Source organism: Maribacter sp. ACAM166 (assembly GCF_005771495.1).
In the GTDB taxonomy this organism is placed as follows: Bacteria; Bacteroidota; Bacteroidia; order Flavobacteriales; family Flavobacteriaceae; genus Maribacter.
Genome location: NZ_VAUW01000014.1, coordinates 50286 through 66618, shown reverse-complemented (window position 1 = coordinate 66618; position 16333 = coordinate 50286). Strand labels below are relative to the sequence as shown.

The following is a 16333-nucleotide window of genomic DNA, read 5'->3' as shown; positions in this document are numbered from 1 at the left end:
TATGACCAGAACAATATCAACTTTTCTAATAGCATTTTTAATATTTACTGTAGTACCTGCATCAGCTCAAAATATGGGTTTTGAAGAATATAATCCAACGTCAACACTTGTTGTACCTGGTAAGGAAATCATAAAAGCTAAATTTCCTTTTATAGATGTTCATAGTCACCAAAGAGATATGTCCGTCGAGGCATTATCTGGTTTAGTCAAAGATATGGACACCATGAATGAAGCGATTATGGTGAATTTAAGCGGTGGCTCTGGAGAAAGTATCAAGGAGAAAATTCAAAATATCAACAAAAGTTACCCCAATAGATTTGTGGTCTTTTCGAATGTCGATTTTGAAGGAGCAACGGATTTAGAATGGGGCAAAAAAGCTGCTTCACAATTAGAGCAAGATATCAAAAATGGTGCAAAGGGATTGAAAATTTTTAAAAGTCTCGGACTTAGAAATAAGGATGCAGATGGAAAACGTCTGGCAATAGATGACCCACGATTAGATCCTATTTGGGCGAAATGTGGCGAAATGGATGTGCCAGTATTGATACACGCAGCAGACCCGAAATCATTTTGGGATGCTATGAATGCCGATAATGAACGTTGGCTAGAACTAAAAACACATCCTAGAAGAAAACGATCTGCAACAGATCCTGTGCCTTTTGAGCAAATCATACAAGAGCAGCACAACGTCTTTAAGAAGCATCCGAATACGAAATTTATCAATGCCCATATGGGTTGGCATGCTAATAACCTTGGGAAGCTAGGGGAATTGTTAGATGAAATGCCAAATATGAATGTGGGCATTTCTGCTGTTATAGCCGAATTAGGAAGACAGCCTCAAAATGCTAGAGCATTTTTTATTAAATATCAAGATCGGGTTCTATTTGGAAAAGATAGTTGGAAACCAGAAGAATTTCCAACTTATTTTAGAGTGTTGGAAAGTAATGATGAATATTTTCCGTACTACAAGAAGTATCATGCCTTTTGGGCGATGTACGGACTTAATTTACCGGACGAGGTATTAAAAAAACTATACTATAAAAATGCGGTAAAGTTAATTCCCGGATTAGATACTTCACTTTTTAACCAATAAGATTATACATTTTTGAGTATCACATTCTCTGCCGCAGCCGAAATGTTTTTTACATTTTGAAAAATCCCACAGGATGGTTGTTTCGTAGCCAAGGCTGGGGTGTTTTTTCGTTTTGTCAATGCCTCAATCTCTTTATTTAAATAGTGCATCACTCATTAATTTTCAAGTAAAACGGACTTTTATAAGCCATGTTCTATTAATTATTTAAACCTCAGTTAAACTATTGATAATCTGAAGTAAAATTCATATACCTATTAACAAAACCAAAGAATTTATACTTATCGATGCATCTTCGAATTGTTATTTCAATTGACTTCAGATTTAATTTTAAAAAAAACACTCCATGGTGTGACAAATGCAATCATTGCTTTACTAATGGGTTAAATAGATTTTTAAAATGCCGAAAGAAGCATTATTTACTGATTTAATACGGGAGCATCAAGGTTTATTGTTCAAGGTTACCTCTATCTATACCGATAACAAACAGGACCAAGAAGACCTTTTTCAAGAAGTTGTATATCAACTTTGGAAGTACTTCGATTCTTTTCGTAATGAATCCAAAATCTCCACATGGATGTATCGCGTGGGAATGAATACTGCGATTACCCATTTAAAAAGAAAGAGAAGAAGACCAGATTCTATTTCAATTGCAGATACTGTTATTAAAGAAACGGACATTACCAAAGATGAAATATACGAAGAACGTTTACGGCTTCTATATCGGCAGTTAAAGCAACTAAACACGTTAGATATGGGATTGATATTCCTTTTACTTGAAGGAAAAAGGTATAAGGAAATTGCGGAAATAACAGGACTCGAAGCTAGTAATGTGGGCACTCGTATTTCTAGAATTAAGAAAAAATTAAAAACTAACATGAATAAATTATAGACCATGGAATTAGAAGAACTGCAATCTGCATGGAGCCAAATGAGCAATGAATTAGAGCATCAAAAGAAATTAACCAACGAAATTATTCTTAATATGACCAAAGAAAAATACCGTAACAAGTTTAAAACCGTAACGGCTTACGAAACACTTGGTGCATGCGTTTGTTTTTGTATCGCCATGTTATTCCTAGTTAAATTCGGTGAATTGGATACATGGTACTTACAACTTTGTGGTATTCTATCTCTGAGCTATCTCATCATATTGCCCATCTTGATCTTAAAGGCATTGAGAAAAATAAAAACCCTAAATATATTAAAAGGTACTTATAAGGATAATTTAAGTCATTTTATAAAGGCGAAAAATCGACTTTTACAACTACAACAGATAGGTATGGGCGTTGGGTTTTTAGGACTGTTCTTTATTTTGCCCGTATTTTCTAAAATCAGTTCGAATAAAAATATTTTTCAAGTGGGTTTGAAAACAGAACAGTTGGTATTACTTTCTATAACTTTAATTGTTACGGCCGTTTTCTGTATCTGGGCGTATAAAGGATATCTAAGATTAACAAAATCAGCCCAAGAATTACTTAAGGATATGGAGTAATATTAAAGCTACTCTGTCAACTTCTTTTGGATATAATTCAATATCAACATCCAATTCATCTTTAATAGGAGGGAAGCTGTGGGTATATTATCATCTGCTATGGCTGCAATTATAGATTCATGTTGATTGTCTGATTTGTTATAGAATGAATCATCATTTGTAAAGGCTCGTTCGTAAAAGAAGATACGCGTTTTCAAATCATTGAGAATTTGTAACGCTAAATCATTTTCGTAGCCTTTCGTAAGTAATCTATGAAATTCGAGATCAGCCTGAATTCTAGAAATTGCATTATTAGCGTTTTCAAAAACCTCCTGTTGGTTACGGAGATGTCTAATATCTTCTTCGGTGAATTCAGAATTCTCAATGGCCATAACTTCTAAATTAGCTGCTAATCCGTAAAGATCTTCTGCCTCGTTCACATCTAATTCTGAAATAATAAATCCTCTGTTTGGAACTGCTTTTATAATATGTGCCTGTTGTAATTGTGCCAATGCTTCTCGAATAGGGGTAACACTCACATTTAAATCTCTTGATAGTGCTGCTAAGTTAATTGTTTTACCTGTGCGTAGATTGCCCGTAATCATTTCAGATAATAGATAATCTCGTACTTGATCCCTTAAATTTATTTTAACCAACATAAATCAAATATAATATATCGTATATGAATATAAAATAATCCACTCTATTTTATTAAATATCAAGCATCTATTCGTAACCAAAACCCAAATAGTTTAGCAATAAAAAAGGATATGAGTGATGAGTTCATATCCTTACAACTTCGTATAAATTGAAGTTTTAACAGTGCATCTGAGAAAAAATCGATTGTTGTTTATCTATAATTGCCATTCACATATTCCAATTTGATGAAGCTATACACCAATTTGGGTCTACTATATCTCATGATGTTCGTTTTATATCGATGATGAGCCGATAATGATTAATTTATTTTGATTGATGTTTTTATTAATGCGTATGGTTTCTAGAGGATGCCCACTGTACTCGTTTACTGTTCTTAAAATTTGAAAAGAATGTATTTCTTCTAGATTCTGTTGGTGTGTTTCTGATAAAAGTTCTCATGATGTTCGTTTTATATCGATGATGAGCCGATGATGATTAATTTATTTTGATTGATGTTTTTATTAATGCGTATGGTTTCTAGAGGATGCCCACTGTACTCGTTTACTGTTCTTAAAATTTGAAAAGAATGTATTTCTTCTAGATTCCGTTGGTGTGTTTCTGATGAAAGTTCTCATGATGTTCATTTTTAAATTGATGATTAATTGTTTTGTTATACAAAGTAGACGACTACTAAAGTTATTTGTTACAGTACTAGGCATAAAAAGGTACTAATTTTCCCAAATAGATTATTTGGGAAAATTGAAATAAACATAAAATACTATAATACTGTCAGTTACGTGGGCGTTTTAATTTAATGATTTTAAGATTATTTTAAATGAAGGTGAATTATAATTAGGACAAAAGCCTGAAAATTACGCAATGATATCGATCCTAATCTGAAATTAGATTCACTTTTAGCATCAAATTATAGTCCGTACTTAAATTTCTATTCTGATAAATACGAATTCTTTTAAAAGTTTAATAGTTTGAGCTCTTTATATGCTTTGTAATCCGAATACAACTTGTATCTTTGCCAAACTTTATAGGGATGCAGATGATTCTTGCAATGACCTTACAACGAATGACGTCATAGTTTAATCAAGAAACCTACCATTCGTTATACACGTCACCACGTATTTCAGTTCCTATACAATAAAATCAAGTATTATCATTAAAATTTCGAATGGCAAAATCACAACAGACATTTAATAAAACTGAAAAAGAAAAAAAACGCTTAAAGAAGCGTGAAGAGAAAAAGAAAAAGATGCTTGCTCGTAAAGCTGCAACAAAAGAAGGCGGAACCTCTGGGATACCACTTGCTTATGTTGATTATAACGGTAATTTAGTAGACACTCCGCCAGACCCTTCATTGAAAGTTGAAGTTGAAGCCGAGGATATCATTCTTGGTATTCCTAAAAAGGAAGAAGGAGATGTTGAAGAATTTGACCCGGTAAGAAATGGTAAAGTCTCATTTTTTGACACTTCAAAAGGTTTTGGTTTTATTATTGACACCGAAAATAACGAGAAATATTTTGTTCATGTAAGTGGTCTTATTGATGAGATTATGGAAAATGACAAAGTTTCTTACGAGCTGGAAAGAGGCATGAAAGGTATGAACGCCGTTCGTGTTAAGAAGATATAGTATCTAATAAATCTCCTATGGCAAAAATGAAACGCAATACCGTTTTGGTCGTATTGTCATTTTTTGCCATTTATTTCATTTGGGGCTCAACCTATTTGTTAAATAAAATTGCAGTTACCGAATTACCTGCCTTTATGTTGGCGGGTATTCGTTTTGCTGTAGCTGGTAGTTTAATTTTCCTAATATCCAAGCTTTTAGGGTTACCCTTAAAAATTAGTAAGGCCCAATTTAAAAATACATTTTTTGCCGGATTTCTATTTTTGACTTTTGGTAATGGTGTTATTGTTTGGGCATTGAAATATGTGGATAGTAGTTTTGCAGCCCTTGAAGTTTCTGCACAGCCCTTAGTCGTATTGTTAATGATGCGTGTGCTTCAAGGAAAAAAAATACAGCCCATGTCTGTAATTGGTGTCATCTTTGGCATCACGGGTATCTTTCTATTGGTAGGTCAAAAAGAGATTATTGCACAAGAGGGTGCCGTACTAGGAATGGTATTAATATTCCTGTGTATGCTGAGCTGGTCATACGGCAGTCTTTTTGTTGGTAAGGCAGATTTACCGAAGAACTTCTTTGTAAACACAGGCTATCAGATGCTTACAAGTGGTTTTTCACTGCTTCTGATAAGCACCCTATTTGGTGAAACATGGTCAGCGCCAAATCAATGGAGTACACAGGTGGTTTGGGCAATGGTACTATTAATAATTTTTGGAAGTATTGTAACCTTCACCGCTTTCAATTATTTATTACGAATAGTATCGCCAGAAAAAGTAGCTACCTCTTCCTATGTAAATCCCATTATAGCTATGGTATTAGGATGGTATTTTTTAAATGAGAATATAACATTACAATCAGCTTTCGCCTCGTGTATGCTCTTAATGGGGGTCTATTTTATTAACACAAAAAAGAGGCTAACCATATTTTCCCGCTTCACTGGGAAAAGAATACCTAAATAGATTATTCTCGATTAAGTTGGGTTGGCTCAACTACTCCAGGTATTAATTTATCTAATTTGATTTCTCCTACACGAATACGTACCAGTCGCAACGTTGGAAAACCCACAGCAGCAGTCATTTTCCGAATTTGTCTGAATTTCCCTTCCGTTACCGTTATACTTATCCATGAGGTTGGCCTATGCCTACCTATACGTAAGGATGTATCTGCTTTGGGTAGGGCAGGAGCGTTTTCTAATGGTTTGACTAAACATGGTTTAGTGGTATACTTTTTACCAAAAACCCCTATACTAACACCTTTGGATAATTGTTCTATCCCATGAGAAGTAATCAGTCCATCGAGTTGGACCAAATATTCCTTTTCAATTCCTGCACTGTTTATCGTATCGCTCAATTTACCATCTGTAGTCATCAACAAAAGACCTTCTGATTTTTCATCTAACCGCCCAACTGGCATTATTCCTTCCGGGAAATCGTAAAGCTCACTCAGAAAGCGCTTTTTACGTAGTTGACGATCCTCACCAGAAGACATCTGGCTCAACAAACCAAAGGGTTTATATACTTTAAAATGGTAATGTTTTATTTTAATACTGGCATCTATCATCAATCGGTTACCTATGGTCGCAAAAGATACCCTTTTTAACCCGTGAATTAGTAATCCATTATGGAGAATGTTACCTTTGCAACTTCCAGAGAAGATTTTATGCAAGAGACTGTTTTTGAACTACAGGATAAAAAAACCGAAAAAGAACTTTATAGCTACCAGCAAGGAGCCATTCAACAAATTTTCGACAAGTTCGATTCTGAACGTGAAGATTACCACCTTTTATACCAGTTACCAACAGGTGGTGGTAAAACAGTGATTTTTTCTGAAATGGTACGCCAATACCTAAAGAACCACAGCAAAAAAGTTCTGGTAATGACCCACCGTATTGAGCTTTGCAACCAAACCTCAAAAATGCTTACTAGCTTTGGGGTTGTAAATAAAGTTGTTAATAGCAAAGCCAATCTAGACGACCAAGAACGCTATAGTTGTTATGTGGCTATGGTTGAAACCTTGAACAATAGATTGAATGATGGCCAGTTAGATATTTCCGATGTTGGTCTTGTGATTATTGATGAAGCGCATTATAATTCTTTTACCAAACTCTTTAAATTTTTTGAAAATTCCTTTGTTTTAGGAGTAACGGCAACTCCGTTAAGTTCGAACAAAGACCTGCCAATGAATAAAAACTATGCTGAACTCATACCAGGGGAATCCATAGAAAATTTAATTGCAAATGAGTTCTTGGCAAAGGCAGAGGTTTTTCAATACGATATGGGCCTAACCTCATTAGAAATAGGTTCTAACGGTGATTATACTGTAAAATCTTCAGCTGACCTGTATACGAGTCCAGCTATGCTGAGCAAACTTTTAGAAGCGTATACAAAACACTCTAAAGGTAAAAAAACGTTAATCTTTAATAATGGTATCGAAACATCGATACAAGTTTATCATACATTTCAAGCTGTCGGTCTACCTATAATGCACTTAGACAATACCGCTACAAAAAAACAGCGAAAACAAATTTTGAAATGGTTTAGAGAAACTCCAGATGCTATTTTAACCTCGGTAAGCATATTGACTACAGGTTTTGATGAACCTACTATAGATACGATTATCCTGAATAGAGCAACAAAATCACTTACCCTTTATTACCAAATGATTGGTAGGGGATCAAGGATTTTGAACAATAAATCGCGATTTACGGTTATTGACCTAGGTAACAACCTATACCGATTTGGACCTTGGGGTGCAGATTTAGATTGGGGCGCTATATTTAAGTCGCCAAATTTCTACATGGACCGTATCCGTGATGACGAGGATATTGAAAGTGATTTCAAAATGGATCTTTCGGATGAGATAAAAGAAGAATTTAAAAATTCTGATGAAACCTTTTTTGATATTAAGGATACGTATGAAACCGCAACTTTTGCTGGTGAATCATCTAAGGTTGTTTTAGAACGTTCAATTGCACATCATGGGTATATCTGTATTGAAAACAGTGAAGATGTATATGATGCGTTGGCATTGGCTAAATTACTGAAAGAAGATATTGACAACCGTATACATGTGTACGGTAAATGCATCAGCAAAAGTACATACAACTTTTTAAGCTGGCTCAGAGATGATTATCAGAAGAAATTGAATGCCTATTTACGAGAAAATTTTGATACTGTTTTTGAAGATATTCATGGACATCCGCCGGAGGATTAATGGATAACTAATGTATCTTTAAATAGGCTACACTATTTAAGTATTTTCAAAGGAAATTAAAATACCTAAAAAGGGTTGTTCATCAAATTCGAACAACCCTTTTTCTTATATAAGATTATCGCTTAAAACTACTCCACTGTTAGAGTATACTGAGGTGTCGGATTTAAAGGACAAAAATACACATATTCCCCTTTTTTTAATAGTGTTTCCTTGGATTGTTCTACACTACCATCTTTAACAGTTGAAGTTACGTATGCTGTTTGAATATGATTTTCTGGCTTACTAACGTCTTTTCCTTTAGGTACTATTACCAAACCCACATCCTTACCTACATGATTATTTGAAACTTCAAAAATATAAGTACCCTCACCAACAGTTAATGATTTTTGGGTAAACTCGCCTGTTGTTTGTTATAAAGAAATAGTTTTAACAACTTGATTCATCTTTCTGTTTTGTGCATTTGAATTAAAGGTAAATGCCAATATTATTATTACAATTAATACTACTTTTTTCATTATTATACGTTTTATTAGCATGATGCTCTTAATTATTATTAACTATACGGTTACTCTATCTAATGGCTCAGCTATTGGAAAATCTATTGGAACTTGAGTTGTACTATGTACATAGTTAGAAATTGTTTTATCCCCTATTAATGAAATAGCATCAATTAGGTTGGCTTTTGTATAGCCTGCTTTAAAGTAATTTTCCAAAATATCTGCATCGGTCTGCCCTCTATTCTCCGTTACATTTTTAGCCAATATTGCTAATGCATCTAATTTTGAGTCAAAAGAAGCTTTACCAGCTCTTAATTCTAAAATCTGTTCGTCGGTAAAACCATTCATTTTTCCAATAGCAGTATGTGCAGACAAACAATAAAGACAGTTATTTACTTGGCTTACTGCTAAGTTTACAACTTCTTTTTCTTTTGCAGATAGAGATGTTTTTGCATTAGAAAAATTTAAATAATTTTCTAAGGCTGTTTCACTATGTGCATAAGTAGCGTATAGATTGGGAACAAACCCAACTGCTTTCTTTAGGCTATCAAAAATAACTTGGTTCTTTTTACTTACCTGATTTCTTGTAGGTACATTAAATGTGCTCATAATTCTATTTATTTTAATTTTGTTGTGTGTAATTCTTAGTACAAAGGTGCAATCATTGCAAAGGTTAAACCATGTAGGTAATTCCTTTAAGCTTGTCGATTATTCCTTTATTGGTTCAAACCCATTGTTTAACCAAGCTAGAAGGCTTTTCCGCATCAAAGTAATAATCAAATAACTGATTTTCCTCACTATGTTTTGCAGTACTAAGAGAGTTTGCACTAGATGCGCTTTTTCCTTTGAAGATTTCAATTCGGTTAAAAATGGATTTATTTTTTAGATTCATGACTTTGTAGTATTATTTCTTCGGTACAAAGATGAAATTAAAGGGAATCCTAAAACGGGTTAGATTATCCAAGATGTTGTCAATTTTCCCCTAACATGCTTAATCAAACTGTTTTTTAAATTTGGAAGGTGATAGATGCGTTTGTTTTTTGAATAAGCGACTTAAATGAGAAGCATCGTCGAAACCAATTTCGTAAGCAATTTCTTTTACTGTTTTATCAGAATAGGTTAATAGTCGTTTTGCTTCCAGTGTAATTCGTTCATGAATAATTTGTAACGGACTTGTATTGAGTTTGGCAAACGTATTGGAAAGTGTTTTTGGTGATTTAGACAATTTATCAGCATAAAAAGATACGGTATGCTCGTTCCTATAATAGGTTTCTACCAACATATTAAAATTTCGTAATAAATCAATCTTCGTATTATTTGGCGTTTCATAAAAGCCCATTTTAGTTTTTAATAATCGTGTACTCATAATAATGAATCGAGCCATTAGCATACGTAACATTTCTGCTTGAATAGTGTCTGTAGTTTCTAATTCATCTATAAATACTTCATGAAGTGTATCAAATTTTCGTTGCTCTTGCGGTTGTAAATAAATTAAAGGAATATGCGCATTTCCAAAAAATAATAGTCCGGCACAACTTACTTCCTTGTCATGGTCTTTGATACAATAAAATTCTCTATTGAATTGGTATACAATTAAATCCTTTCCTTCTAAAAATTGTAAAAATTGAACCATAGTTAATGCAATTACACTATTGGCTGTAATAGTGTAAGGTATTCCATCAATAACAACCTTAGCTTGAGAATCAGTTGTTCTAATAAATGTATATAAATCTGGCTGTTTAACCTTTTGGTAAGGTTGCAAAAGTGATTCGTTGCCAATTTTAAGTAAACCACCGGTATTAAAATCTTTAAAAAATTTATGCATAGATGATTCGTCTCAATACAAACCCAATCATTACATATCTAAACAAACCAAATACTCGATTAGTAAATTTTGTATTCCTTAATTATCTTATTCAAAGATATCAATTGATTAATTTTATACCAATGGAAAAGAAGACAACTAAAATTGCAATTATAGGAGCAGGAATCAGTGGGCTAACTGCGGCCTTAGCACTAGAAAAAGAAGGATATTCCCCAATTATTTATGAAAAGACAGACAGCGTAGGAGGTCGTGTGAAAACAGATATGGTTGATGGGTATCAACTAGACCATGGATTTCAAGTATTGTTAGATGCATATCCCTTGGCTCGAAAATACCTTGATTACTCCGCTTTAGAGCTTCAAAAATTTCTTCCTGGTGCTCAAATTTTTAATCAAGGTAAAAGCTCGGTTCTCGGTGATCCATTACGAAGTATCCAATTTTTATTTCCTACACTATTTTCTACTATTGGTAGTTTTTCTGATAAATGGAATATTCTCAGATTAAATAGTACCGTTAAAAAAAAATCGTTGAACGAAATTTTTAATGAAGAGGAAACTTCCACGCATACTTTTTTAAAATCTAGTGGATTCTCAACTGAAATTATCGAACAATTTTTTAAACCTTTCTTTTCAGGTATTTTTTTAGAACCAAATTTGGAAACCTCGTCACGTATGTTTCAATTTGTATACAAAATGTTCGGTACTGGCTATGCCGTTTTACCTAAGGCAGGCATAGGGGCAATTCCCACACAATTATTTAATAAACTTGAACAGACTAAAATCACATTCAATCGTTCGGTAGAAAGTTGCTCTGATAATTCTATCGTATTTTCCGATGGTCATAACGTAGCACCTGATTATACCATAATCGCTACCGATGCTTCGCCTTTGATACCCAACCTTAGAAACCAACAATTAAATTGGCAATCATCCGACACCTTATACTTCACCACTAAAATAAGGAAAATAGAAGACCCATTAATCGGTTTAATTTCAGATAAAGATGCTTTAATCAATAATGTTTTCTATCATACATCATTGGTTACATCACAGCGAGGTACTGACGAATTACTATCGGTTACGATAGTTAAAGAACATAATCTTACGGAGTACGATCTCATTCAAAAAGTGAAAGATGATTTAAAAACCTACTGTGGAATTACGACAGAACGTTACTTAAAACATTATCCTATTAAAATGGCATTACCTAAATTGAATGACTTAAGATATAGCTTGATACCTTCTGAAACCAGACTTACTGAACGAACTTTTCTGGCGGGAGATTATTTGCTTAATGGATCTTTAAATGCCGCTATGCTTTCAGGCGAAATGGCCGCCTTAGGTGTAATTGATGCTATAGAAAAGTCATGATTAATCAATTATTTAACCAATAGGTGAATTTTAAAGTTAACCCCCAATTACGACTCGCATAGGGTTCTATTAAATAATTATTGGTATAGACTATGAACAAATCGGAAGCTGGACTATAGCGCCATTGAAAACGCGAATTGATATTAAAATTATTGCTCTGTTCATTGTACTGGAGCAAATTGGCAAAGAAGAGTTTATTGGTCAACGTGATATCTATTTCTGAACCAATTAACCAAAATTTATTCGTATTCCATGGTGCGGGTAAGTTGATATGGTTGTAATTTAAATTAGCCTTCAAGCTCACATACGGTTGAAATCTATAGCCGACTTCTCCAGTTAAACTTGTTCTATTTCCATCTTGGTAATAGCCTCCTAATCGACCTTCAAAAGCATAGGTCAGTAAACTTTGAGGTTTGGATTGATATTCCCATCCAAAAGAATTCCAGCTATGTTTGGTGCCCGTGGCTAACGTCGAAATACCAAGTCCGCTAGGGTCGAACGGTGAAAGTAATTCTACATAATCATCCCCCAAAAAGAAGAGTAGGCTGCTTCGCTTTCGAAAATCCAATTTGTAAGTTACGTAAGCAGTGTGATCGGTCTCGTTAAATTGTTCGTTGAAATAATAGAATCCGTTTACTTCCGGGCCATGACTAAGTATTGGACCTGCTTTTGGAAAAAACAAATGCCCTACTTTTCCTGATATATTTCTATAGCCTCTTCGCCTAACAAAACCAACTTCCGCAGAGTAATCATTGCTAACCCATTCCTCTTGTATGCGCCAGTTCCATTTACGGTTGGTATATCCTATGTGTGCACCTTGGGTAAATCCGCTATCCTCATCGGTAGGGGCAAAGGATTTTAGAAAAAATGCCTTACCATTCCAGGCATTATTTGCAGAAGCCAGATTGTACTCTACACCAAGATTTCTATTATATTTGGCGTATATATCAACCAATGAATCATTCTCCATTGGATAGTTAATGGATTGTTTGTTCACGAACATCATACCAATACTACTACGGCCAAATATTTTTCGCTGTAAAGACATTACTGCAAAATTCTGACTAGGCTGCCCAGATTCTTCAATAGGTGCTGTTTGCATATCCATAACGCCCAATCGCCACTTATCGTTAAGGTTACCGCTTATACGCGCACCAGCTTGAATAGGTACATTCAGTCCAATTCTTCGGGAGAAAAATGGTCTAATGGTCTCATATCCAAAATTGGCAAATAAATCTCCATTTTCTAAAAAGAACTGTCTACGCTCTGGAAAAAATAATTCGAAACGGTCTAGGTTGGTTACTTGGCGATCCACTTCAACCTGTGAGAAATCAGGATTCACCGTTAAATCTAGGTTTAAGGAAGAGGTAAGACTAAATTTTACATCACCACCAATTTTTCCGGTGGTCTTAACGTCGCCGCCAACTTCTAAGTTTTGTTTGACATCTCCCAATACATAGGGAATAATAGAAAAATTTGTTCCTGGAGCAGGCGGTGGAGTATCCCAGACTAAAGTACCTGTATAGGCCAGGGAAGCTGTGGGAAATTGACGTGGAATAGGTGTCCAACTTGATTTTTCACTCGATTTTAAATCTAGTCGGCTAAAATTTATTCCCCATTCCTTAACCCCTTCTTCATATCGAATAGATTTAAAGGGCACTGCCATTTCAAAGACCCATTTCTTTTCATCACGGGTAACTTTAGAAATCCACTTACTATCCCAATTTAAATCTATTTTAGAACCGTCATACATGGTACCATCCCATTGAGCTCCGTAAGCGTTAGAACCAAAGGAAAAGCCGGTAGTTTGGTTATTGAAAGGGTCTAAAAAAAGAAGGAAGTTGTCATTTTTTCCAAATGAAAAATCGCGACGTAATGATTCTACAAAGTAGTCTGCTTTGGTCGCATTATAAAATGTTGCCAATAGGTATATATTCTTCTCATCATAAGTCATTTTAATAGTTGTGGGCTCAGTTGCTTTACGGTCATCCATTGGTAGAACCATAAAAAAATCATTGGCTTCTTCAGCACTGCTCCAAGCTTCGTCATTACCAATGCCATCTATTACTATGGAACTTGTGGCTTTATAAATATGTAATTTGTAATCTTGATTTTTCTTTTGGGAGTTTACCTTAAATACCAATAGCAAAATAAATATAAAAAGTAGGGCGGAGAATCTCATCTGTTTTAAATTTAAAAAGATGCAACTTACTTAAAAAGTAATTAATACTAATCATCACCTACACTTTAATCCAAAGAATATGATGTAACCTTTTCTTTATGTCTAATTAAATAAATTTAACAGTTAAAATTGAACGGATATCTTGCCTCTAAAATAAAATGGCGTTCCCGGTGTAAAATGAATTTCTTCTACAGAAGCAGTTTCATTGAATAATCTACTTTCAGTAGCAAATTGAGTTTCATTCCATTTAGTGTCAAGTAGGTTTTCAACGATTACGCCAACAGTCCAATTTTTGTACGTATAATCAATATTGAAATCTGTAACGAAATAACCATCTGCCGTAATACTATTATTTTCATTAGCAGCCCTATCACCTAAGTATCTATAATTTAATGCTCCTGAAAAATTTCCAATTTCAGTTACCGATATTCCGCCTACAGCTGTAAAATCAGGTGCTAGTGGAATATAATCTTGCTCTTCATTTTCTTCGGTACTTCTACCGTACGTATAGTTTATATCACTATATACATACAACCAATCCCATACTTGATATCGCGCACCAAGTTCTACCCCTAATCTTCTGGTTTTTCCACTTGGCTCTACGATACCAGCATCACCAACATAAACAAATTCTTGATCCAAATACAACGCCCATAAGGTAGCGTTAAGCACAAGTTTATCAATCGGTTTTACAATGGTACCAACATCAACACCATAGGCTTTTGGTAAAATATCCCTGCCTTCATTAGCCGTAACTACACGGGCATCATTAGAATGAAACCCTATACCTGTTTTCAAAAATAACTGCCAGTTTCTATTTAAGGTATACAGTGTATTTAGTTTTGGGCTAACGATAGTTTTACTTTCACTTTTATTGTCATAGGTTGCCGACAAAAGATTTTCATAATCGAACTTAAAATAATCTAAACGAACCGAAGGATTAAAAGTCCAATTGCCTGTTATATATTCTGCATCCACAAAACTATATATATTGGTTTCATCTACATTTCCTAAAGCATATTGTTCCAATACTGTCTTTCTATTTAAGGTATGAGCTAGAGAAATATTATCAACATTATCATTTCTAAAACCAAAACCTCCAGAATATTTTAAACGGTCATCTGTACCTACCGATATATCTATTTGCTCAAAAACAGTTTCTGCTCCCATAACAGTTCTATCTTCAAACTGGCGTATTTGATCGCCATTTACAGGGTCTTCTAAAAAGAAGGTGAAATTTGAAAATAACTCGAAATCATACTTGCTTATAAATGCTCTAGTTTTTAGCAATTGATCACTTCCTAAAAATGCCGTATGATTTACCATTACATTCGTTCTACTAGTTTGACCACCTTCAGTATCGTCAATAGCTCCAAAACGACCGATTATATTTTGATCTATTGCCCGTTGTGGTATCTGCCCAGATGCATCCCACTTACTTTGAAAATGAGAGGCGGTAAGGGTCAGCTCCTCTTTACCAATATCCTTATAATGATAACGACCTAAAAGGTTGATACGGTTGAAATTTTGAGGAGATTCAAATGGACCATCGGTCAAATATAATTCAGACGCGATATAAGCGTTGCTCTTACCTGTTTCTAAGATAGTAAAAAGACCAACAAACCTATTGGTATTGAATTGGCCGGTTTCATAAGAAACCATGCTTTTATCAATATTTTTTTTAAGACGTAAATCTACAAATCCAGCAGTATTAAAATTCCCTTTATCTGCATAATAGGGACCTTTTCCAAAATTTATATTATCAATAGTCTCCGGAATGACGAAATGTAAATCTGCATAGCCTTGCCCATGCGCATGAGACACCATGTTTACTGGCATACCATCTACACTAATCGCAACATCTGTTCCATGATCAACATCAAAGCCTCTTAAAAAAATCTGTTCTGCCTTTCCTCCGCCTGCATGTTGTCCTATAAGTAATCCAGGTACTTTACGCAAAATTTCTTGTGATGATTTAACAGGGTCTCTTTGAACATCTACATTAACAATTCTACTCATAGCATCTACTTTTGATAATACTACCACTTGATCTAGATTAATACTTGATTCTTGTAACGGAATATTAATGCCATCAGTGAGGTGATTTTCGTCAACAACTAAAATAAAAGTTTTGAAGCCTAAATTGGAGAAATAAATTGAATCGTTAACCTGTGTAACGGGTAGTGAAAAAAGACCTGATAAATTGGTGTGGCTATGTTGCCCCGTAGTTTGATTGAAAATACCAACATTTTCTAAAGGAATAAGACTCTCATCTGTCACAACACCTTTCAGGTTTTGAACATTTATTGATTGGGTAAAGAAGACCAAAAAAAATCCTGTTAGCAGTCTTAAAGCACCCTTACAGCTATAATACATAAAATAAAAATTAAGTTGATGAATGTTTTTG

15 protein-coding genes are annotated in these 16333 nt (G+C 34.3%); 7 read left to right on the top strand and 8 right to left on the bottom strand.

Going from position 1 to position 16333, the window contains the following annotated elements:
* The first annotated feature begins 1 nt into the window (after window position 1).
* Complete coding sequence (locus ES765_RS11465; RefSeq protein ID WP_138114462.1) at window positions 2–1093, top strand: amidohydrolase family protein; 1092 nt, start codon at window positions 2–4, stop codon at window positions 1091–1093.
* Between the two features lie 2 nt (window positions 1094–1095).
* On the opposite strand, the gene ES765_RS21755 is transcribed toward ES765_RS11465, so the two are convergent.
* Complete coding sequence (locus ES765_RS21755; RefSeq protein ID WP_171017291.1) at window positions 1096–1242, bottom strand: hypothetical protein; 147 nt, start codon at window positions 1240–1242, stop codon at window positions 1096–1098.
* Between the two features lie 248 nt (window positions 1243–1490).
* On the opposite strand from ES765_RS21755, the gene ES765_RS11460 reads away from it, so the two are divergent.
* A complete protein-coding gene (locus ES765_RS11460) occupies window positions 1491–1982 on the top strand; it encodes an RNA polymerase sigma factor (protein WP_138114461.1) in 492 nt (163 codons plus the stop codon).
* A gap of 3 nt (window positions 1983–1985) precedes the next feature.
* Window positions 1986–2585 carry a hypothetical protein gene (locus tag ES765_RS11455; RefSeq protein ID WP_138114460.1) on the top strand — a complete coding sequence of 200 codons (600 nt, stop codon included), beginning with the start codon at window positions 1986–1988 and terminating at the stop codon, window positions 2583–2585.
* Window positions 2586–2593: 8 nt separating this feature from the next.
* On the opposite strand, the gene ES765_RS11450 is transcribed toward ES765_RS11455, so the two are convergent.
* Window positions 2594–3223: a GntR family transcriptional regulator gene (locus tag ES765_RS11450; RefSeq protein ID WP_138114458.1), complete on the bottom strand. Its 630-nt coding sequence runs from the start codon at window positions 3221–3223 to the stop codon at window positions 2594–2596.
* A gap of 1163 nt (window positions 3224–4386) precedes the next feature.
* Between ES765_RS11450 and ES765_RS11445 the strand changes: the two genes are divergently transcribed.
* Both ES765_RS11445 and ES765_RS11440 read left to right on the top strand, forming a co-directional pair.
* Complete coding sequence (locus tag ES765_RS11445; RefSeq protein ID WP_138114456.1) at window positions 4387–4845, top strand: cold-shock protein; 459 nt, start codon at window positions 4387–4389, stop codon at window positions 4843–4845.
* A 17-nt stretch (window positions 4846–4862) separates the two neighbouring features.
* Window positions 4863–5798: an EamA family transporter gene (locus ES765_RS11440; RefSeq protein ID WP_138114454.1), complete on the top strand. Its 936-nt coding sequence runs from the start codon at window positions 4863–4865 to the stop codon at window positions 5796–5798.
* 1 nt (window position 5799) lies between these two features.
* On the opposite strand, the gene ES765_RS11435 is transcribed toward ES765_RS11440, so the two are convergent.
* On the bottom strand, window positions 5800–6399 hold the full coding sequence (locus ES765_RS11435) for a pseudouridine synthase (protein WP_138114490.1): 600 nt from the start codon (window positions 6397–6399) through the stop codon (window positions 5800–5802).
* A 99-nt stretch (window positions 6400–6498) separates the two neighbouring features.
* Here ES765_RS11435 and ES765_RS11430 point away from each other — a divergent pair, with 99 nt between their 5' ends.
* Complete coding sequence (locus ES765_RS11430; RefSeq protein WP_138114452.1) at window positions 6499–8052, top strand: DEAD/DEAH box helicase; 1554 nt, start codon at window positions 6499–6501, stop codon at window positions 8050–8052.
* Window positions 8053–8180: 128 nt separating this feature from the next.
* Here the strand turns inward: ES765_RS11430 and ES765_RS22695 are convergent, their stop codons facing one another.
* From ES765_RS22695 to ES765_RS11415, 3 genes are all read right to left on the bottom strand, one after another.
* Entirely contained in the window at window positions 8181–8366 is a 186-nt protein-coding gene (locus ES765_RS22695; protein WP_317131409.1) for a hypothetical protein, read from the bottom strand.
* 243 nt (window positions 8367–8609) lie between these two features.
* Window positions 8610–9158 (bottom strand): carboxymuconolactone decarboxylase family protein, encoded by a 549-nt coding sequence (locus ES765_RS11420; protein WP_138114450.1) that lies wholly within the window; start codon window positions 9156–9158, stop codon window positions 8610–8612.
* Window positions 9159–9540: 382 nt separating this feature from the next.
* Window positions 9541–10374 (bottom strand): AraC family transcriptional regulator, encoded by an 834-nt coding sequence (locus ES765_RS11415; protein WP_138114448.1) that lies wholly within the window; start codon window positions 10372–10374, stop codon window positions 9541–9543.
* A 122-nt stretch (window positions 10375–10496) separates the two neighbouring features.
* Here ES765_RS11415 and ES765_RS11410 point away from each other — a divergent pair, with 122 nt between their 5' ends.
* Window positions 10497–11744, top strand: coding sequence for an FAD-dependent oxidoreductase (locus tag ES765_RS11410; protein WP_138114446.1), 1248 nt, complete (start codon window positions 10497–10499; stop codon window positions 11742–11744).
* A gap of 4 nt (window positions 11745–11748) precedes the next feature.
* Here ES765_RS11410 and ES765_RS11405 read toward each other — a convergent pair whose 3' ends face one another.
* Together ES765_RS11405 and ES765_RS11400 are read right to left on the bottom strand one after the other, a co-directional pair.
* Entirely contained in the window at window positions 11749–13926 is a 2178-nt protein-coding gene (locus ES765_RS11405; protein ID WP_138114444.1) for a DUF5916 domain-containing protein, read from the bottom strand.
* Between the two features lie 123 nt (window positions 13927–14049).
* Window positions 14050–16302 (bottom strand): TonB-dependent receptor, encoded by a 2253-nt coding sequence (locus tag ES765_RS11400; protein WP_138114442.1) that lies wholly within the window; start codon window positions 16300–16302, stop codon window positions 14050–14052.
* Window positions 16303–16333: the final 31 nt, after the last annotated feature.